General features: G+C 34.4%; 19 protein-coding genes and 1 pseudogene. 19 read left to right on the forward strand and 1 reads right to left on the reverse strand.

Annotation, left to right across the window (positions count from 1 at the left end; genetic code table 11):
- A pseudogene (locus tag CLV33_RS07820) lies at positions 1–867 on the reverse strand (hypothetical protein); the annotation flags it as partial.
- 160 nt (positions 868–1,027) lie between these two features.
- Between CLV33_RS07820 and CLV33_RS07825 the strand changes: the two are divergent.
- From CLV33_RS07825 to CLV33_RS07915, 19 genes are all read left to right on the forward strand, one after another.
- Positions 1,028–1,762 carry a hypothetical protein gene (locus tag CLV33_RS07825; RefSeq protein ID WP_105473429.1) on the forward strand — a complete coding sequence of 245 codons (735 nt, stop codon included), beginning with the start codon at positions 1,028–1,030 and terminating at the stop codon, positions 1,760–1,762.
- Positions 1,763–1,804: 42 nt separating this feature from the next.
- Positions 1,805–2,125 (forward strand): hypothetical protein, encoded by a 321-nt coding sequence (locus CLV33_RS07830; protein ID WP_105473430.1) that lies wholly within the window; start codon positions 1,805–1,807, stop codon positions 2,123–2,125.
- Between the two features lie 78 nt (positions 2,126–2,203).
- Positions 2,204–2,584, forward strand: a complete 381-nt coding sequence (locus CLV33_RS07835) for a hypothetical protein (RefSeq protein WP_170063991.1) — start codon at positions 2,204–2,206, stop codon at positions 2,582–2,584.
- On the forward strand, positions 2,581–3,849 hold the full coding sequence (locus tag CLV33_RS07840; protein ID WP_105473432.1) for a hypothetical protein: 1,269 nt from the start codon (positions 2,581–2,583) through the stop codon (positions 3,847–3,849). The genes CLV33_RS07835 and CLV33_RS07840 overlap by 4 nt, the downstream gene beginning before the upstream one ends.
- Positions 3,837–4,175, forward strand: a complete 339-nt coding sequence (locus CLV33_RS07845) for a hypothetical protein (protein WP_105473433.1) — start codon at positions 3,837–3,839, stop codon at positions 4,173–4,175. Before CLV33_RS07840 ends, CLV33_RS07845 begins: the two co-directional genes overlap by 13 nt.
- A gap of 25 nt (positions 4,176–4,200) precedes the next feature.
- A complete protein-coding gene (locus tag CLV33_RS07850) occupies positions 4,201–4,632 on the forward strand; it encodes a hypothetical protein (protein ID WP_105473434.1) in 432 nt (143 codons plus the stop codon).
- Entirely contained in the window at positions 4,622–5,755 is a 1,134-nt protein-coding gene (locus tag CLV33_RS07855; protein ID WP_105473435.1) for a type II secretion system F family protein, read from the forward strand. The genes CLV33_RS07850 and CLV33_RS07855 overlap by 11 nt, the downstream gene beginning before the upstream one ends.
- Before the next feature lie 422 nt (positions 5,756–6,177).
- Entirely contained in the window at positions 6,178–7,746 is a 1,569-nt protein-coding gene (locus CLV33_RS07860; protein WP_105473436.1) for a ParB/RepB/Spo0J family partition protein, read from the forward strand.
- A 72-nt stretch (positions 7,747–7,818) separates the two neighbouring features.
- Positions 7,819–8,364 carry a hypothetical protein gene (locus CLV33_RS07865; protein WP_105473437.1) on the forward strand — a complete coding sequence of 182 codons (546 nt, stop codon included), beginning with the start codon at positions 7,819–7,821 and terminating at the stop codon, positions 8,362–8,364.
- 965 nt (positions 8,365–9,329) lie between these two features.
- On the forward strand, positions 9,330–9,668 hold the full coding sequence (locus CLV33_RS07870; protein WP_105473438.1) for a single-stranded DNA-binding protein: 339 nt from the start codon (positions 9,330–9,332) through the stop codon (positions 9,666–9,668).
- A 72-nt stretch (positions 9,669–9,740) separates the two neighbouring features.
- Positions 9,741–10,121 carry a DUF6876 family protein gene (locus CLV33_RS07875; RefSeq protein ID WP_105473439.1) on the forward strand — a complete coding sequence of 127 codons (381 nt, stop codon included), beginning with the start codon at positions 9,741–9,743 and terminating at the stop codon, positions 10,119–10,121.
- Positions 10,122–10,138: 17 nt separating this feature from the next.
- Positions 10,139–10,336: a hypothetical protein gene (locus CLV33_RS07880; protein ID WP_105473646.1), complete on the forward strand. Its 198-nt coding sequence runs from the start codon at positions 10,139–10,141 to the stop codon at positions 10,334–10,336.
- A gap of 453 nt (positions 10,337–10,789) precedes the next feature.
- Positions 10,790–11,347 (forward strand): BfmA/BtgA family mobilization protein, encoded by a 558-nt coding sequence (locus CLV33_RS07885; protein ID WP_105473440.1) that lies wholly within the window; start codon positions 10,790–10,792, stop codon positions 11,345–11,347.
- Positions 11,310–12,344, forward strand: coding sequence for a MobB family relaxase (gene mobB / locus CLV33_RS07890; RefSeq protein ID WP_105473441.1), 1,035 nt, complete (start codon positions 11,310–11,312; stop codon positions 12,342–12,344). The genes CLV33_RS07885 and mobB overlap by 38 nt, the downstream gene beginning before the upstream one ends.
- Positions 12,341–13,777 carry a type IV secretory system conjugative DNA transfer family protein gene (locus CLV33_RS07895; protein WP_105473442.1) on the forward strand — a complete coding sequence of 479 codons (1,437 nt, stop codon included), beginning with the start codon at positions 12,341–12,343 and terminating at the stop codon, positions 13,775–13,777. The genes mobB and CLV33_RS07895 overlap by 4 nt, the downstream gene beginning before the upstream one ends.
- Positions 13,778–14,103: 326 nt before the next feature.
- Positions 14,104–15,768: a helix-turn-helix domain-containing protein gene (locus CLV33_RS07900; protein WP_105473443.1), complete on the forward strand. Its 1,665-nt coding sequence runs from the start codon at positions 14,104–14,106 to the stop codon at positions 15,766–15,768.
- A 106-nt stretch (positions 15,769–15,874) separates the two neighbouring features.
- A complete protein-coding gene (locus CLV33_RS17525) occupies positions 15,875–16,015 on the forward strand; it encodes a hypothetical protein (RefSeq protein WP_170063992.1) in 141 nt (46 codons plus the stop codon).
- Positions 16,016–16,045: 30 nt separating this feature from the next.
- Entirely contained in the window at positions 16,046–18,217 is a 2,172-nt protein-coding gene (locus CLV33_RS07910; RefSeq protein WP_170063993.1) for a prolyl oligopeptidase family serine peptidase, read from the forward strand.
- Positions 18,218–18,232: 15 nt separating this feature from the next.
- A complete protein-coding gene (locus CLV33_RS07915) occupies positions 18,233–20,410 on the forward strand; it encodes a peptidase domain-containing ABC transporter (RefSeq protein ID WP_105473446.1) in 2,178 nt (725 codons plus the stop codon).
- The last annotated feature ends 2 nt before the right edge of the window (positions 20,411–20,412 follow it).

A 20,412-nucleotide genomic window follows, 5' to 3' on the forward strand; every position in this document is an offset into this window, starting at 1 on the left:
GCTGCTCTTTTCAATACTATACCCCAGAACTTTTTTCGAAAAATGGTCCATTAAGATATGGATGTAATGTTTTGCACCGTCATCAGTTTTAAAAAAAGTTACATCGGCACACCAAACCTCATTAGGCATTGTAGTTTTTAAAGCGTTGTACCCTTTTTGTTTTGCATAGCTTTTTAACGTTTTAAACCCAAGTAATCTGCAGTATTTGTAAAAAGTAGATAACCCACAACAAAGAGCCTCATCTCTCACTGCTTTTAAATATATTGATGATTTAGACCAGAACTTATAGTCTTCATGCTCCATATAATGTTTTATAGTTAAAACTTCCTCTCGTAATAATTGGTTTGATATCCGCTTAGTACACCACTTAAAATATGAGGCTTCACATTTATGTATTACAATAGTTTTGTAGGTTTGATACGTAGTTCTAGAAATATTAAAAACCCTCAACGCATCATTAATCGCGATAATATCCCTTAAAGACTCAACAGTATTTACAATAAGTGCTTTTTGATCTTTATAAAGTGATTTTAAATTTTTTATTGGGGCAATCAGCTTATGTAGCGTATCACATAATGTAAAATACCCATTTACAATATTTTTAATATTTGAAGATTGATTAAAGCGTTTTATAAGTTGCAACTCTTGGTTTATGTATTCAGCTACTTCACTACCCTTGTATTTATTTTTAGCTTCCCGTTTCCACCTTGAGATATTTGAACTTGGAATGGATGATTTGAATCTTTTGGGCAACGCATTTTCAAGTCCTAATCTAAAATAGTGTTTTACGTTCGTATCCCAAGACTGCCTCTTGGGTTTATAAATAAACGAGGAGTCTATATTGGTTAAACCATTCTCTATATACATTTTTTGCCTGTAAAACTCTAAATAAAAATACATTTAAAACTGAGTAGAAACCTTATAAAATGTAAGGCGAAAAACTTTGAAAACCTTACTAAAAGTAAGGTAAAACCTTTCCTTATAAACCTAAAAAGTACTTACTTTTATGTATTATCCTAGTTTAAACATGAAATTAACAAACCTAATTATAACCTGCCTTTTAACTATTGTATTAGGCTGCAAAGGCATGAATATAACAGAAGCATCAAAAGCCCAGACCAAACAACAACTGGTTCTGGGCAGTATTGGTTCTGAAAAGCAGTACATACTTCAGCAACGTTTTAACGGTAGCGCAATACCTTCATACAAGCGTCCCATTAAGCTTGAAGTAAACCAAATTACTTTTAATAAACAGACATTTAAGCTATTTATAAAAGCGAATAGCTCGCAAGCTTCTAATGTATCCATTCAATATGTAGATTCGTTGGCTAAAAAACCAAATTATGTACAATTACAGGTTGTAGATAAGTTAGCAGTGGTTGAAGCTATGAACAACAGAGAAAATCATGGTATCAAAAACTATTTAAGCCATAATAGATATGCAAATGTAGTAACCAGTATATCTATGGCTTTAAACCAAAAGGCATTTGAGGCTATTACTACCGCCGATGCTGTATTCTTAATTGAAAAAAAACCTAAAATTTATGTGATGCAAACGTATCAAGATCATAAAAAATCAGATGTTATATCATTTAGCGATGGTGTTGTGTTTCAATACCAAACCTCCAATTGTTGTTGGCAAGAAAACGAGAGGCACCAGCTTAACATAGTAGATTTAGTTGGCAGCTATTTTAATTGCCCTAAGAATACTTATAAATCCTCATCTAGAGCCAAAAAGAACATTAACTATTATAAATTATAGGATGTGAAAAAACTAATTTCAATATTTATTCTTATTTTTTTTATGACTTCTTGTGATGATATTATTGAAGTTGTCGATATATCTGAAAGTACAGTTGGGGTCTTAGCACCAAAAAATGATGTGACTCTGAAAGAAGGAGAGATCAATTTCACATGGACTGCGGTAGATGATACTGAAACTTACAGGCTACAAATTGCAACTCCCAACTTTGAAAATGCACAACAAATAGTAACGGATTCTACCCTTACAGCAACTATGTTTACCAAGATGCTTAGCACAGGTAATTACCAATGGCGGGTGCGTGCAGAAAACTCCGATTATAACACGGTATTTGCAACAAACACTTTTACAATAGAAGAATAAGTTTTGGAAAAGAAAACAAAAATATATTTGTTGCTGGGGGCTGTTTTAGTGATTTGGGGCATAATAGGTTATAAAATTGTGAGTACGCTTAACCCAGACCCGATTACTCAAACAAAAGTTAATTTTGATATGGCGTTTAAACCAAAACAACATACTGAAACTGATACGTTTTCAATTCAATTAGCCCATCGCGATCCGTTTTTAGGAACGTTGCACAAAGAGCGGCAATCTAAGCCAAAAATAAGGCAAAAGACTGAAACCACTTGGATTCCTGTATTATATCATGGTATTATTACAGAAACATCTGGTAAAAACAAGGTCTTTATTGTTTCGATAAGCAACAAGCAGATTTTGATGAAACAAGGGCAAACTATTTCAGGTATATCGTTACTAAAAGGAAACGATACCAGCATTACACTGCGTTACAAAGGCACTACCAAAACTATAACTAAAACATGATTTGGCTTGGTAAAGTAAAAGCGGGTGCCTTACAATTTACTATGTTCATTACGGTAGTAATTGCCCTTTTATTACTAGCTTTTATTATATTAGTTCATACCCAAAAACAATTTAAAATTAAGACGGCTTTTGTAAAAGAAACCGTTTTTAACGCTGAAAAAGGTATTGGGTACGCCATAGAGAATTCTATAATTGGTAACGATACAGTTACCCTTGATTTAGATCAGGATTTTAAAACTCTAAAAATACATCGTGATTATTGGGGCGTTTTTGAAAAGGTATCATCCGATGCTAGAATAAAACATAATAGGTTTAGAAAAATTGCACTTGTTGGTGGTTCACAATCAAATCAAAATAGAACTGCCTTATATATTCAAGACCACAATAAACCTTTAGTATTGGTTGGTAATACCATGATAAAAGGAAATGTTTATTTGCCCAAACAAGGTATAAGAACAGGGAATATCTCTGGATATTCCTATTATGGAAACCAACTTATTTATGGCAACACCAAAACAAGCAAAAATGAATTGCCTGAACTCCAGAATACCATTATTGATACTATTAAAAGTTTACAAAACAAATTCAAAACGCTACACCAAGATCAGTTTATAGATTTAAGTATCAAAAGAAAGTACGAAAACTCTTTTTTTAATGCTTTACAAATGGTGTACAGTTCGAATACTATTTATTTGTCTGGTATTTCACTTACAGGTCATATTCTAATCCAATCGAAAACAAAAATTATAGTTGATCCATCTTGTGCTTTAAAAGATGTGGTATTGATTGCTCCAGAAATTGAAATAAAACAAAACTCAAAAGGTACGTTCCAAGCAATTGCGACTAATAAAATTTTAGTAGGCAAAAACTGCGAATTTAAGTATCCTACGGCTTTAGTTTTAAATGAAAAGAAAACAAATATTGACAATAAAAGCAATATAAAAACACCTCCTTTTTGTATTGGTAAGGGCTCCAATATAAGAGGGATTATTGCTTACTTTGGGAATACAAAAAACTATAAGGCACAAGTTTTTATGGATAAGGGCACTAAACTTATAGGTGAAGTGTATTGCAACAAAAACTTAGAAGTCTTAGGAGCGGTATACGGCAGTGTATACACCTCAGGATTTGTTGCAAATCAGGCAGGTTCGTCGTACCAAAATCATTTATATAATGCTACTATAAATAGCGGTTTATTGCCACAGGCATATTCGGGGCTGTTGTTCAAAGATTCAGAAAAAAGTGTTGCAAAATGGTTGTATTGAAGAAAATAAAAGCATCTACTCTAATGGAAACCTTGGTAGCGTCTGTATTAACTGTTATCGTATTTATGATAGCGAGCATGATTTTAAATAATTTATTTTCAAATACCATTAAAAGCAATACAAGGCATATTGATGCGCACCTAAACGAATTAATATATATGTATAAAAACGGAAAGCTTTCAACACCTTACTATGATGATTTTAATGCTTGGGAAATAGAAATCGAACTATTAAAAGAACAGCAAGAACAGAAGGTGTTGTTTGAAGCTACCCAAAGAGAGACACATCAAACTATTTCAAAACAAATCAGTGCAAATAAATTCTAAAATAAAGGCATTTACATTAAGTGAAATGGTTGTGGTCATGATACTCACAAGTATTGTCATAGGATTAGCCTTTTCAGTATTGACACTTGTACAAAAACACATGTTGAGTGTTCAGTTGAATTTTAAACATCAAACAGAACTTAATAAACTTGAACAATCTCTATGGTTGGATATGAATCGGTTTTCAAGGGTTGAATTTAATACAATCGAAGATGTGATTACTTTTAAAAATGATATAGACTCCGTCATTTATTATTTCAACGAAAAACACATCATTAAAGATATAGATACGTTCAATATTAGATTAAAGCATAAAATACTGTTTTTTAATGGTAACAAAATTACAGAAGGTATGCTGGACGGGATAAAATTGGAAACCTCTGAGGAATTTCAAAACCAAATACTCTTTGTGTTTAAAGAGAACGATGCAACTTATTTTGTAAATCATGGCATTTAATTTAGATAACATTACGGTAAAGCAAATAGATGCCAAAGAAAAGGCTAGATCTACTTCATTTTTACAAAAGGAAATTACACTTTTTAACAAGAGATTTTCAAATAAGGTTAAAGAAGATTTTTATACAGAACTAAGTGTATTATTAAAGGCAGGAATTACGCTTAAGGATGCATTAGAACTTATTGAAAACTCCCAAAAGAAGAAACAAAACAAAGACATATTAGCTGCAATATCTCAAGATATTATTTCTGGAGAAAGTCTTTCAGAAGCTTTAAGAGTCCAGAAACAGTTTACAGATTATGAGTATCATTCCATTAAGATTGGTGAAGAAACAGGAACATTATTTCAGGTTACAGAACAATTGGGTGCTTTTTTCAATAGAAAAAATGAACAGCGCAGAAACTTAATAAGTGCTTTAACTTATCCTATTATTATTTTAAGTACAGCGGTTTTGGTGGTTGCTTTTATGTTGCGATATGTTGTGCCCATGTTTCAGGATATCTTTAAACAACAAAATGTAGAATTGCCTACTATTACTAAATTTATCATTAGTCTCTCTGATTTTATGGGAGATTACGGTTTAATTTTGTTCTTAGTTTTAATTGCATTAATAGTATTCCAGTCTTTATTAAACAAAAGAAAAAGCTTCAAAAAGATAAAAGATAAATTAGTACTACGGTTGCCTTTTATTGGCCGTTTCGTTAAAGGAATATATCTATCACAGTTTACCCAAGCTGTATCATTACTTACAGCTTCAAAAGTCCCAGTAGTAAATAGTATCCAACTTGTAAAACAAATGATTAACTTTTATCCATTGCAACATGCCTTAGAAACTGTTGAGCAACATATTTTACAAGGAGAATCTCTTAGTAAAAGCTTAAGCCAGCATAAGTTATTTGATGATAAAATGATAGCCTTGGTTAAAGTGGCCGAAGAAACCAACCAGACCGAGTTTATTTTCGACAGACTAAACCAACAGTATAATACGCAGGTACAGCAACAATCGAAAATGCTATCCACCATCATGGAACCTTTTATAATTCTTATCGTTGGTGTTCTAGTGGGTGTTATTTTAATAGCTATGTATTTACCGATGTTTAAGTTGAGTAGTGCTATAGGTTGATTGTTTTCGTCCCTGAACTATGAAATATTATTTCAAATCTATTTTTTATAAGTCATTAACATAGTATTCTCCTGCAATCCATAGTGATTTATTTTGGGTAAATAACTTATAAAAACATAGTGAACACGATTCCAAATATCTAATGTTCACTTTGCATTGCTCTTAAATAATAAAGGAGCGCTTTATTATAAAAATAAAACTTAAAAATAACTTCTGCTTAAAATGGGATATCTATAACAATATTTCCGAAAGTTAAACTCGCAAAATATTTCTCGGAAAAGGGACGGCATAAAGCCACCGCTCCATCTACGCTCGTTTATTCCGTTTCCTTCCCTCTCCAAAATTTTGTCTTCCGTTTGGGTTGTGCATAAATATTGTTTAATCGTACCAGTCAGCTTTGACAGGTCAAAATCAAATTATTTATGGAAACAATTACCGAACATTTAAAAGCGGTTAATCTGGTTGAAATTTCAATCGGCAAGACCAATCCGAGAAACGAATTCAACGAGCAATCCATCCAGGAGCTCGCAGAAAGCATTAAAGAAAAAGGGCTGCTCCAGCCGTTGCTTGTAAGGCCATCAGAAAAAGGGTATGAGCTCGTCTGCGGCGAAAGACGCTTAAGGGCCTGTAAGCTCATCAATTTGGAATCTGTACCGGTCCAGATCAAGGAGTTGAGCGATCAAGAGGCATTGGAGGCCCAAATTATCGAAAATCTAGAAAGGGAAGATGTGCACCCATTGCGTGAAGCTGAAACCTTTAAGATGATGATCGAAAAAGGGAATTATCACATCGGTGATATTGCAACCAAGATTGCCAAATCAGAAAAGTTCATTCTGCAACGGTTGAGCCTGAACAACCTAAATGCCCCATGGAAGAAACTGTTCTACAAAAATAAAATCAATCTTTCAAAAGCATTGATAATAGCGCGTCTCGATAAGAAATATCAGAAAGAGGTAGCGCAGAATGCCGGTGATTGGAGCGGTGGCATAAAATCCGCCAAACAACTACAAAGCTATATCGACTCAAATATAACGGCGCTATTATCCAAAGCGGTTTTTGACCCAAAAGACGAAAAGTTGTTTAAAAGAGCGGGAGCGTGCGTTAATTGTCCAAAGCGTTCAGGCGCAAATAGTTCCTTATTCCCAGATGTCAAGGAAGCCGATAGGTGTTTCGACAAAGTCTGTTTTGAGACCAAAACCCAAAAGTACATTGAAGATGAAATCGTGAAAATTTATAACAATGCCGAAAACGTACATCTAATCAAATCCAAACACCAGGATATTGATGAGGGGCTATCGGAAAATCTGAAGAAATTAGGTGTAGATGTTCTTGTGGAATATAATGATTTTGAGACTGTTTATGGAAAGGACAAACGTAAAAACAAAATCCAAGGGTTTTGGATTGGCGGCTATAATCGAGGACAGTACGTGCCCATTAAACTAACCAAGAAGCAGAAGGTAAGGCCTTTAGACCCTAAAAGCAAGGAAAGTATTGAGGCCCAAATTGGGAAAATCAACATAAGGGCAAAACGAATGTTAGAGCTGGATGCAGAAAAAGTACATAAGCGAATCGTTGAAGCGATGAGCGAAACTGAAGAGCTGACCGTACTTGGAAAGCACAAACACTGCAAATCTACGGAAGTCATTAATAGGTTGATAGTGTGGAATGCATTGAGCTGGCCAAAAAAGGAACACTACGGGAAGCTGCTGGATATAGAAAAGTATGACAAAGAAGGTGCAAACGGACTGCTCAAACGTCTAGAGGAACTAACAAAAAATGATATGGCAGTTATCATCAATAATGTAGGTTTTGATTCCTTTAAATCATCGTTGCCAAAATATAGCGAAGCCAAGGCATTAAGGAATTTAGCTGGAAGTTTTGGAACCATACCTATAGAGGATTATGAAAAAGCGCAAAAAGAGATTGCAGACAAAAGAAAAGGCCGACAGAAGGAGCGGATAGCAAAACTCAAAAAATCGGTCAAATCTTAACGTTTAGGGCCACTAATTATCATTTGATGATTAGTGGCTTTTTAAATAACGTACAATCTAAAATATATAATTATGGAAAATTTAAAAGTAATTCAGTTCGATTTTGGTTTTGAATGCGAACCGATACCAGCAAAGGAAAAAGTTGTAAAACCAACTAAAAAGGACAAAAGCGATTTCGTTTTCGATTTTATGGATTGCCTTGCAAGTCCAATAATCGTTTTTAAATCCACATGGCAAGATAGCATACCAAAAGACATTCTTGGTAGAATAAAACTATCACGAATTATGTGCTCAATGACCAAAGAGAACATGGCATCACTTACAGAAACTTTGGCTTATATAATGCCAAGAACTTATGAAGCACCAATGCCAACGGAATGGGTAAATATTTACACATGGTTAGGTCTTCAATATGCAATTCAATTTAAAAAAGAAGAACAGTTAAAGGCCATGACTGAAATAGCTCCAAAAGAACTTTCAGCTTATGAAAAAGAACCTTTAAAAAACTTACGAATATGGATTTATGAAAATCGAAGAAAGGCACTCAAGGATATTTTGAAAAAGGATAGGGCTTCGGAATTTGACGGTGTTCTTGATATTCAAGGGAAGCTATTTTAATTATCAATATTGAACTCATAAGAATAGAAATTTGTAATAAGCCATTCAGCACATTCCCCTGCATTCCGCGAAAAGCTACATTTCGGGAAAAGCGCTTCATTACAAAAGTCTTGGACATAATCCAAACTTTTGACTTTTTCATTTCGTTATCCCTTTCCGTCCCGAAATTTCGGTACTGGAAAGGAACACTGCATTCTAAGTAAAAAGCATGAATCAAGTCCGCTTTAACCACTACTTAATGTTAATAATCCATTTTCATAATCCGTTCAGCATATTGCCATTCCATTGCATTGCGGGCAAAACGCTTCCCTAAAAAGTCTTGGACCCAATCCCAAAGTTCTAATTTCTATATTTTTAGAGTGGCCTCGAACAAAGGAAACCCATAACTTTTAGGAAATTTTTCTTCTCTATAAAAAATTTGGTATCAAGTCCGCTTAATAGGAGCAAAAATCAAAATGTTGGATTTTTCATCGGAGAGCCAAACCCTGAATTTTCTTAACCGGATTAGCGGCAAAACCTTCTTCGGGTTTTGCTCGACAATCCCTAAAAACCCAGACTTTGTCCCAGTCATTTTAAGGGGTTTATAATGGATGCCGCCTTTATTGTTTTTCGGGGCATCGAAAAACAGGCAGGACAAAAGCACTTCTAATTTCAACCCATCTGCTGCGCGGGCTTAACTTTCTGTACGCCCGCTCCGCAGATGCGTTAAAAAGAATAGCTAATGTCCTTATGGAACTTGTCAAGACCAAGCAAAGTTTTGAAAAAAAATAAGGTATCTACATCCTTGTTTTTAGCCCGTTGGTAAAAACTAAGTCGCACACACTCCTGATTTGTTTTCCAAAAGTCTTGACAAAACCCACGCCATCCATTGTGCGGGGCACGAAAGAAATAGAACAAAACACCCCTTAAAATTTAATCTGTTTTAAAATCCAATAGGGGAAATATTAATCTAATTTTTTTTAATCATGAGTACATTAAGAAACAAAGTACAGTTAATCGGAAACGTTGGGCAAGAACCAACCATTACAGAATTGGAGAGTGGAAAGAAAATAGCCCGTTTATCATTGGCGACCAATGAACGTTACAAAGACGGCAAGGGCGAAAAACAGACCGATACCAATTGGCACAACCTTGTGGCTTGGGGCAAGACTGCGGATATCATTGAAAAATATGTAACTAAGGGCAAGGAAATTGCCATTGAGGGCAAATTGACCACACGTTCCTACGAGGACAAAGACCAAGTGAAACGCTATGTAACCGAAGTAGTAGTTAGCGAACTATTACTATTGGGAAACAAGGAGTAACCTAAAAGAAAGAGGGTGTTACTTTCTACGGCTACACCCTCTTTTCATTATTCATCTTAAAACAGAAAAACAATGACTACTAAAGTTAAGAAATTAAAGGCAGATTTACAACAATTTTATGGCACACAGCAATTGTTTCAACTACCACTATTAAAGACACAATTCACGGACGGGGTATACTATCTAGCAAAGGAAGCGAAATGCTTTTGGCTGATAACGGACGCCTCGGTATTTGCCAAAAGCCTTAAGGATAAAAGCCATTTCATTACCATAGATTTCAAACGTCTTTCAGAAAAGGAAAGCGCCGAAAAGGGATGTGAAGCCATTATCAGCTATGGCGATGGCAACGAGAACATTTTGGAAACGCACCGATACGGCATTACGGATTTTCCATTGGAAGAACTGCGCCTGTACTTTGTGAACAATACCCTGATGTTACCGAGCGAATATTGAATTTAAATGATGCTATCATGATTTTTTTAAATTACAACAACCTCGATGCGGAAACCCAAAACCGATTGCTACAGGAATCCAAAAAGGACGTAGAGCAAAAATTTGGGAACGACCTTAAATCCTATGCTGAAATACACCATTTGGATTATGATACCGTACTGGAAGAGGAAGCCATTAAAAATCTCTACAGCTACCAGTACGTATTCAATATTTGACAAAACTAATACAAATAATGAACCTTTGGATGCTTAAGCCGATGTTCAAAGGTTTTTTAATTTTCCTTGGCACTTTAAAAAACTGACGTCCAAATTCAAGCATGTATCCAAAATCATATTTTTTACTATCAAAACTGTCCATTTGAAGCGAAGCTACGTTTTAGTTTCAAGCAGTAATCCAATATCTTTAAAATAGCTGGAACCCTCCGAAAAAGCAACTGACTTTTTAGTCAGGTGTTTGGAATTTTTGATCCCTTCGGGACAAAATATGGAAAAGCAAGAGGGTAACACGCAGGGCGATGTTACATAGATTATATTGATTTTAATTAACTGATAATCAATCGAATAAAAAAAACTGTATTTAGGTTAAGAATAAGGATTTGACGCAAAACATCCGTAACCCCAATAAAAACATCATTTTTTGCGTCAAAACAGAGATAATTAAAAAAGAATATGGATACGTTTTCTACCATAAGATTTAAAATAAAAACAGCAAATAGATTTAGAAAGTTCTCTTTACAGGTTGCCCAAACACATACTGAAGCCCTTGAATCTATGCTCAACTTTTTTGATTGGAACGACCTTTCACCAACAGATAATTTAGGGCTTAAAAGCGAAAGAATCAACAAACGTATCAATGCGGTGATTGCTATTTTAAAAAATATTGAAAAGCACCAGACCAAACCTACTACTATTATGTTGCAGCGTCTGTTTGAGGAAACCACCACCATTGAAAAAGAAGAAATCTTTGAGTTCGAAACACCAAAACTTATTACTGAAAATGAAGAACTGGAACATTACAGGGAATCCTACTACATCGCCCAAGAACAATTCACTACACTAAAATATGATCTAGAAAGCTTAATTGAAAAAGCGAAATATATAAAAGGAAGTTTCAGTCCTGGATATTTCAAATTGGAAATGACCAAAGCGGAATTTGAAGCCATTAAGGAGAGAGGTAAAATGTTTAAAAATGTACATCACGATAACACCACAAAAACTAGGAGATAACTATTCCCAATCGGTAGCCGATTTTGTGTCCTATTTAGAAAAGGAAAACGAGGGCAAACCCCTTGAGAAAATGGAATCGTTCTTCAACCAATATGGAGATAATATTTCTACAAAGGAGGTCATCCATGATATTGATAGTAATACGTCAAAACTCAAAAAAGCGGAACCAAAATTCTATTCCATAACGGTCAGCCCAAGCCAACATGAACTGAAACAATTGCAGAACCATTCGGAATCATTAAAAACCTATACTGGTGAAATCATGAAGGACTATACCAAGTCTTTTAATAGGGAGATAGAAGGCAGAGTAATAACTATAAATGATATAAAATATTATGCCAAAATAGAACACGAACGTACCTATAAGGGTAATGATAAAGCCATTAAGGAAAATGCTCCATATCATAGAAAAATTATAAAGCTAAAACGTGAAATCGCAGAAATAGAAAGTGGGAAACTTCAAGGAAACGTCAATGACAAGTTAAAACAAATCAAACAACTCAAAGGGGACGCACCGCATAAAATCAATGGACAAATGATAAAACAGGGGATGAAAAAAGAAGGGAAGCAAACCCATATCCATATTATAGTGAGCAGAAAAGATGTCTCGAATAGATATAGTCTGTCCCCAGGGAGCAAATACAAGGCTTCGGAAGTTGAGATGAATGGAAAGGTCGTTAAGCGTGGATTTGATAGGGACAAATTCTTTTCGGAATCAGAAAAAACATTTGATAAACTATTCGACTATAATCGTAATTATGTACAAACTTATAGGGCAAGAAAAGAGTTTATTAAGAATCCAAAAACGTATTATACCAGTATCATGGGGCTTCCTGCTAACGAAAGGGCCATTGCTTTTAAGTTGATAGGTAAAACAGGTATAAATACTTCATTAATGAACATTCCGACCAACAAGGTTCAGTTAGTGCTAAAGGCGATAAACAAGTTAAAGCGTGGTGTAGGAAAGGCCATCGAATCAGGATCCATAGGCATATGAACTTAGCGCTACCACATATCATCTTATATATTATAATTCCTGTTCTTTTTATGGGTACAGTTTTATATGTGTTCTTACACAAAGAAAAAGGTCCCATAACTGATAAAAAATATCAAGTTCATTTTAAGTTAAAACGAGGCAAATTAAAAATTGACAATGTAAAAAGGGGCATTTCTATAATAGGTTCTGCGGGAAGTGGAAAAACCGAGAGTGTTATTTATAACTTACTGCAACATTTCAGCAAGTACAGTTTTTGTGGTATCATCCATGATTACAAAGATTTCGAACTAACTGAAATAGCTTACTCATTGTTCAAGTCCAATCCCAACCTAAAATTCTATACGATTTCCTTTGATACCATCCATTATAAGGTAAACCCGATAGCCCCGAGATATCTGCCAAATGAGGAGAGCGTTAACGAAGTTTCAAAAGTACTAATACAAAATCTATTGGAGCAGGGGCAATCAACAAATGCCACGGCACAATTTTTTAATGATGCCGTTGAAGGACTTTTGGCAGGCTTGATCTGGAAATTAAGAACGGACTATCCAGAGTATTGCACCCTACCACATGTCATTGCTTTATTTCAAACTATAAACACAAAAAAACTAGTGGCATTTTTGAGTTCAAATTTGACCTCTAGAAGTATGGCAAGTGCTTTTATAAATGGTATAGAATCAGAGAAACAAACCGCGGGTGTAAAAAGTACCTTGGCGAATGCCTTCAAAAAGATAAGTTCCCAAAAATTGTTCATGGTGCTATCAAAGGACGAAGTGCCATTAGATATTAATAATGAGGACAATTTAGGGGTGATTTCAATAGTCAATAATCCTAAATATGAATCCGCCTATGCGCCAATAATTGCAACGATTATGCATACGGTTGTAAAACAAATGAGTGTGAGAAACCGAGAGTCATCCTTTATACTAATGGAAGAGGCACCAACCATAAAATTACTGAATATGCACCGTATTCCAGCAACATTAAGAAGCTATGATATTTGCACAATTTATGTGATGCAGGACAAAATCCAGAACGATATGCTATATGGCGATAAAGCGAGCAAAGCTATTTTAAGCAACCTATCCTATCAGTTTTTTGGAAAAGTGAATGATCCTGATACGGCAAAATATTATGAGCGCTTTTTTGAAATCGTTAAAATGAAAACTACTAGCGTGAACAAGGGAATCAATTTGAATTTTGATACACGTATCACAGAAGGAGAGAAAGAAGTGTCTAAACGTCGAGCAGATGTATTTTTTAGGTTAAGGCAAGGTGAATTCGTTGTTTTTGCAGATGGGAATGATAGAAAAGTTGAGTTTGAACTACAGGTTATTGTAAAAAGCTTACCTAGAGTTCCTAGAGTATGTTCTAAGGAAGAAATTAAATTATTGGTTGATCAGATATATAGGTGTGTAGTGCTGAATATATAGTTTACTGGATGTTTTCAAATACAATGAAAAGGTGTATTAGAAAATGTATTTCTAGAATATAGTTTTTCGAATAAATTGCACCTCCTTTCCTATGGAGCTAAGTAATGTGTACGTCTCATAAATTGATAAGTATTATATGCCACATAAGTTTTTTTAATTGAAAAATCAGTTTTGTTATTCTTTTTTCGCTAGTCAAATTTCTTTAAAAATCTGTTTTATTAAAAATTTGTTAATTTTATAATGTACAATCATCTGAAATACAATTTGTTGTGTTTTTTAAAAAATATCTTTGCTTGCTTTTTTTAAAGGTAGTTAATCTATCTACCTTGCTTAATATTCTCTTTCTATTTCCTCTTTACGATGAAAGGCAAGAAGATAAGCTTGTAACGTATCAAGATTCATTACAAGGTAAAAGTTATAAAGAACTAATTGACTCAACAGATGAGGCCTTTTATAACAATGATACAACACTTCTAAATATATACAGAAACTACCATCTAAAAAAAGCTAGAGCCGAGAAAAACAATTTAGAGATGGCTCGAGCTTATTATTCTTATATAGGTTGGGAAAATTTAAGTAGCGATTTGGCTTATAGCGATTCCTTAATTGAAATCACGAAAAATGAAAAATACGACGCTTATCCTACCACTGGATACTTATTAAAAGCTAAGCTTTATTACAATCACCATAATTACAATAAAGCTTTAGATAACTATATAACTGCACTTAGGTTGTCTGAAACTAAAAAGGATAAAGTAGGAGAATTGGAAGCCGTTTTGGGTATCGCAGCCATTAAGAATGTTTGGGGTTTGCATGAAGAGGCTCTGGACATATACAGGAAGAATTATTTTGATATTATAAAATCACCCCACTATCTCCGGGACTATTATTATGAGTACGTACAGTTGACAAATAATTTTTCACTATCACTTATTCGAAATAATAAGCTCGATTCTGCCCTCATGATAGCCAGAGATGGCATGAAGGCAACTAAAGATATAAATGATTTGCAAAATTACTACGACCTAGGAAAAGTCCATGCTACAGCTAACTTTTATCTAAAAAAGTATCCGCAGGCTTTAGATTCTTTACTGAAATTCTCATCAAATTATTCGGATGGTATCCTGATGGACAGCTACTTTATGATAGGGAAGATTTATCAATACCAGAATAAGGACTCATTAATGATCGAGTCTTTTAAGCGAATAGATTCCATTCATAAAATTATAAAAGACCCCTATCCAGAGTTAAGGAAAGTATATAATGAACTTTTTAAATATGCTGGACAAAGTGAAGATAAAGAACAGCAATTATATTATATCAACCAACTTTTGACCGTGGATAGTGTGTTAGATATAAACTATACCAATGTAAATGAGAAAATGCGTATGGATTATGATATTCCAAAGTTCAAAAAAGAAAAACGAATATTGGAGAGAAAGTTATATTCTAGACAACAATTGCTCATAGCCAGTTCTATAATGGTTTTTATCTTAATGTTGTTTTTGGTTTTCTATTATAAACGGCAGAAAAAGTTTAAAAAAAGACTCCAAAGGCTTTTAGATGGAGACTTGCCAATGGTCTCTGTACCTAAGGAAACATCTAAAATCAAACCCCTATCTGGAATTTCAGAACTTATTGTAGAAGATGTTTTAGAAAAGTTAAATGCCTTTGAAGCATCGAAAGCATATCTTTCTAAAAATATAACCCTGAATGACCTGGCCAAGGAATTTAATACAAATTCAACCTACTTATCTATGATTATAAATTATGTAAAGCAGGTAAACTTTTCAAGCTATTTAAAGGATTTGAGGATTACAAATGCGGTAAATAGTATTAAAAAAGACCCTAGTTTTCTAAAGTATTCCATGAACGGTCTTGCAGACCAATTTGGATTTACAACCGCAGAATCTTTTTCAAAAGCATTTCGGGAGAAAACGGGTATTAAGCCATCATACTTTTTAAATGAATTAAGAAAAAACAAAATATAGTTTAAATAAAGTACACGTAATTTATAAATGGCGAGTGTAATGTCTATAAATGAATAACACGCTTTTATACATTTATAAAAAATTATTAATCCAAAAATTGAAGATTATGAAATCAACAAGACAAAAAAAAACTAAAAACCAAGAAGGATTTGTCCCTAAGAGAATTAGTAAACCAGAAATGATTGTTGGAGGAGGTGGAGGACCTATAATAGATAAGGATAAAATAAGAACTCCAAAGCGAAGATAGACCTACTGTCAAGTCTCAATTTTAATGTATATGAAACATGTCTTTCTGGTTTTTTGTTTTACTATAGTTTTTAACTGCACAGGTAAAAAGGAGGTTAATGCTTATCAAAATTACCCATTCATAGAAAAGGTATCAGTAAGGGATACCTGTTTTGGAAACGTTATAGGCGATTCCTATCGGAATATAGAAAACCTTCAGGATACTGTTGTAATAAATTGGTTTGAGGCTCAAGACGCCCATACAGAAAAGTTTTTGGGACAGTTTATAAATCAAGAAAGAATTTCCGACCAGATAAAATCCTATTATTTCAATAAGGAGCAAGCAGTTTCAAGTGTAAAATATACAAATTTTGGGTCTGTTTTTTTTCTGAAAGCAGATATTAAAAACAGTATTGAAAAGCTTTACTACAGAAAAAATAAAAACGCTGAAGATGTTTTGTTATTTGATCCAAGAGTATTTAAAAAGAATCTAAATCGGGAATATACCATTAATTATATCCAACCCTCATGGGATGGACAATATGTTGTGGTTTCCCTGAATTATGATGGGCTTAAAAGTTCGGATATTATCATAGTAAATGTAAAGAGCCAAGAAGTGCTTCCAGAGGTGATTTCAAACACTGCACCAGATATCTATCTGGGCATCTCATGGCTTCCAGACTCCAGTGGTTTTTTATATCTATATATTCCTATTTTAGATTATAATGATGAAAACTACATGCTGAACTCTAGCACGGTACTACATAAGCTGGGGGACAATCCTAACAAGCGACGGATTGTTTTTTCATCAAAATCCAAACCAGAAATTACTGAGGAAGATTTACCCATTGCAAAAATATTGTCACCCAAAGACAAATATCTTATAGGCTATAAAGCTTCAGTTGAAAACTATTGGTCAGCATTCTATGCTGATATAAATGATTTAGATAAGGAGGTCATTCATTGGAAACCATTATATTCATCAAATGAAAAAGTCTATGCGGATTATGGCTATTTTATTAAGGACAAGTTTTTTTATATTTCTGGAAAAGAAGCGGATAATAGAAACATTTCCAGTTTTGATATTATAAAAGATGTATTACCGAGTCCAACCGTTCTGGTTCCTGAAAAAGAAGATGAAGTCATATCCTCATTGCAAATTACGAGCAATAGCCTTTATTACACTACCTCCAAATATGGGGTTGAGTCTTTTCTGTATGAGTATAAAGACAATCAAGTTTCAAAATTAAAATTACCACATGCTTCAGGAGCTATAAACATTTATAGCAGCTCTAATGAAAATTTTAATTTATATTTGGGTATAGATGGATGGACTGTTGATTATAAACGGTATATTTTTGATGGTTCCCAGTTTCAATTAGACCCATTATCAAACCACCAAAGTTATCCAGAATTTGAAGCATTGGAAGTGAAAGAAATTCAAATAATCTCACATGATGGTGCTGAAGTACCGGTCTCACTAATATATAGAAAGGACATAAAAATGGATGGGACAAGTCCTGTACTATTATATACATACGGTGCATATGGAGAATCCATTACGCCCTATTTTTCTCCTATATATCTTAATTGGGTTTTAAACGGTGGTGTGTTTGTTGTTCCACATATTAGGGGAGGTGGTGAAAAAGGAGATTCATGGCATAAAGCTGGAATGAAATCTAATAAGTCAAATTCATGGAAAGATATTATTGCCTGTACGGAATACTTAATAGAGCAAAAATATACTTCCAAGGAAAAAACCGTGCTTTACAGCAGTAGTGCAGGAACTGTATCTACAGGTATGGCCATGGTTGAAAGACCAGATCTGTTCAGTGTTTTTATTGCAGTTGTCCCCATGCTAAATCCTTTGCGTAGTGAAGCACGAGCCAATAACGCATCAAATTATTTGGAGTATGGTACAATAAAGGATTCCATCGAATGTATGTCACTAATCAAAATGGACCCGTATGTAAACCTTCAACCAAACACAACCTATCCTGCATCATTAATTATCGCAAGTTTTAATGATGCCCGTATTGATGCATGGATACCCGGAAAATTTGCAGCTAAGTTACAAGAAAGCTCAAATTCGGGCGCTCCTGTTTTTTTAGATATTATTTATGATGCGGGCCACGGTGGAGGTGATACCATGGAAGAACAAATAGAGGAATATGCCAGGGTATTTGCTTTTGCATATTGGCAAACCAACCATAGTTTAAAATAAACGAATGATAATAACGTGTTTCCAAATTTCAGGCAAATAGATACCAAAGATTGCGGAGCAACATGCTTGAAAATCATTGCGAAGCACTATGGAAAGATTGTTTCAATAGATGAATTGAGAATATACTCAGAAACATCCAGAACAGGAAGCAATCTTAAATTTTTGGCGAAGGCTGCTGAAACCATAGGATTGAAATCACTCCCTGCAAAAATTGATTTTAAACAATTAAAAGAAGCTCCACTGCCTTGTATTTTGCACTGGAATAAAGACCACTTTGTGGTGCTCTACAAAATTAAAAAGAAAACCTGTTTTATTTCAGACCCAGCTGTAGGTCATGTAAGCTATAAGAACGATGAATTTATCAAACAATGGATTGGTAATAATGCCAATGAACTTACAGAAGAGGGCGTAGTACTCTTATTAGAACCAACTTTGTACTTTCATTCTAAAACTTTCAATCTCGCCAGCCAATCACTGAGTTTTTCCTTTATTCTAAAGTATCTATCTAGATATAAATCTTTTTTGTGGCAGTTATTCTTTGGGCTGTTGGCAGGAAGCATTCTACAGCTCATTTTTCCATTTTTGACTCAAAGCATCGTCGATATTGGTATTAGAAACCAAGATATTCAATTTGTGTATTTGATTCTAATTGCACAATTATTTTTATTCGTGGGAAGAACAGCAGTTGAACTCATTAGGAATTGGATATTGTTGCATTTGAACACCCGTATCAACATATCCATGTTGTCCGACTTTTTTCTAAAATTGATGGGGTTGCCTATTGCTTTTTTTGACACACGAGTTACTGGAGATATTTTGCAACGCATAGGCGACCACGAGCGTATTGAAAAATTACTGACATCATCTTCATTACAAGTACTTTTTTCCTTGGTAAATTTTGTGATATTTGGACTGGTTTTAATGTATTACAGCATTTCCATATTTATAGTATTCCTCATTGGTAGTTTGGCATATCTAGGCTGGATACTATTATTTCTTAAAAAACGAAAGGTTCTGGATTACAGGGAATTCAAGGAAACAGCCAATGAGCAGAGTAAAGTTATAGAACTTATAAATGGCATGCAGGATATTAAACTACACAATGCGGAGCAAGAGTTTCGTTGGGATTGGGAATATATTCAGGCCAGATTATTTAAGATAGCTGTAAATCGTATGGCTTGGGACCAATATCAAGATATTGGTTCAGGATTTATCAACGAGCTGAAGAATATATTGGTTACCGTTTTGGCAGCCAAATTGGTTATTGATGGCGAGATTACCTTAGGTATGATGTTAGCGGTAAGTTACATTGTGGGGCAATTAAACGCACCAATAATACAATGCGTTGACTTTATTAGAGATTGGCAAGATGCCAAAATATCATTAGAACGGCTTTCTGAAATTCATGGAAAAGAAGACGAACATATTCTGGATAATGGTCTTGTACAGTTTTCTGAAACCTCAGATTTAGAATTGGTTAATGTCTCTTTTAGATATTCAGGAGTAGAAGTTCCAACTTTAAGAAACCTTAACTTGCTTATTCCCCAAAATAAGGTAACGGCAATTGTTGGAAGCAGTGGGAGTGGTAAAACAACTTTAATGAAACTTCTGTTGCAATTTTATCAACCACAAGAAGGGCTGATAAAGGTTGGAAACGTATCGCTGAAACACATTGCCTATCAATGCTGGAGAGAATGTTGCGGAACAGTAATGCAAGAGGGCTATATCTTTAGTAACACCATTGCCAGAAATATTACCATGGGAGATAACCCAGTAAATCAAAAAAAGCTTCAAAAATCTGCACAATTGGCCAACATCAGTAGTTTTATCGAGACGTTGCCTTTAGCCTATAATACGGTTATAGGAGCCGAGGGCATAGGACTTAGCTCGGGACAAAAACAACGTATTCTGATCGCGAGGGCTATTTATAAAAACCCAAAATATTTGTTTTTTGACGAAGCCACATCTGCTTTGGATGCCAATATCGAAAAAGAGATCATGAAAAATATGGAAACGTTCTTTTTGGGCAAAACGGTAGTTATTATAGCCCATCGCTTAAGTACAGTGAGAAACGCAGATCAAATAGTGGTATTGGAAAATGGCCAGATCAAAGAAACCGGTAACCACAAATCACTAACTGCTTTAAAAGGAAGCTACTATAGTTTGGTGAAAAACCAATTGGAATTAGGTTAATG

The organism is Jejuia pallidilutea, assembly GCF_002973595.1.
GTDB lineage: Bacteria > Bacteroidota > Bacteroidia > Flavobacteriales > Flavobacteriaceae > Jejuia > Jejuia pallidilutea.

What these genes read in the sequence shown, in the direction of transcription:
- CLV33_RS07830 (WP_105473430.1), top strand. Translation starts at nt 1,805, where the DNA reads ATGACTTCTTGTGATGATATTATTGAAGTTGTCGATATATCTGAAAGT.
- CLV33_RS07840 (WP_105473432.1), top strand. Translation starts at nt 2,581, where the DNA reads ATGATTTGGCTTGGTAAAGTAAAAGCGGGTGCCTTACAATTTACTATG.
- CLV33_RS07895 (WP_105473442.1), top strand. Translation starts at nt 12,341, where the DNA reads ATGAACTTAGCGCTACCACATATCATCTTATATATTATAATTCCTGTT.
- CLV33_RS07860 (WP_105473436.1), top strand. Translation starts at nt 6,178, where the DNA reads ATGGAAACAATTACCGAACATTTAAAAGCGGTTAATCTGGTTGAAATT.
- mobB (WP_105473441.1), top strand. Translation starts at nt 11,310, where the DNA reads ATGTACATCACGATAACACCACAAAAACTAGGAGATAACTATTCCCAA.
- CLV33_RS07875 (WP_105473439.1), top strand. Translation starts at nt 9,741, where the DNA reads ATGACTACTAAAGTTAAGAAATTAAAGGCAGATTTACAACAATTTTAT.
- CLV33_RS07885 (WP_105473440.1), top strand. Translation starts at nt 10,790, where the DNA reads ATGGATACGTTTTCTACCATAAGATTTAAAATAAAAACAGCAAATAGA.
- CLV33_RS07850 (WP_105473434.1), top strand. Translation starts at nt 4,201, where the DNA reads ATGGTTGTGGTCATGATACTCACAAGTATTGTCATAGGATTAGCCTTT.
- CLV33_RS07880 (WP_105473646.1), top strand. Translation starts at nt 10,139, where the DNA reads ATGATTTTTTTAAATTACAACAACCTCGATGCGGAAACCCAAAACCGA.
- CLV33_RS07825 (WP_105473429.1), top strand. Translation starts at nt 1,028, where the DNA reads ATGAAATTAACAAACCTAATTATAACCTGCCTTTTAACTATTGTATTA.
- CLV33_RS07870 (WP_105473438.1), top strand. Translation starts at nt 9,330, where the DNA reads ATGAGTACATTAAGAAACAAAGTACAGTTAATCGGAAACGTTGGGCAA.
- CLV33_RS07865 (WP_105473437.1), top strand. Translation starts at nt 7,819, where the DNA reads ATGGAAAATTTAAAAGTAATTCAGTTCGATTTTGGTTTTGAATGCGAA.
- CLV33_RS17525 (WP_170063992.1), top strand. Translation starts at nt 15,875, where the DNA reads ATGAAATCAACAAGACAAAAAAAAACTAAAAACCAAGAAGGATTTGTC.
- CLV33_RS07910 (WP_170063993.1), top strand. Translation starts at nt 16,046, where the DNA reads ATGAAACATGTCTTTCTGGTTTTTTGTTTTACTATAGTTTTTAACTGC.
- CLV33_RS07845 (WP_105473433.1), top strand. Translation starts at nt 3,837, where the DNA reads ATGGTTGTATTGAAGAAAATAAAAGCATCTACTCTAATGGAAACCTTG.
- CLV33_RS07855 (WP_105473435.1), top strand. Translation starts at nt 4,622, where the DNA reads ATGGCATTTAATTTAGATAACATTACGGTAAAGCAAATAGATGCCAAA.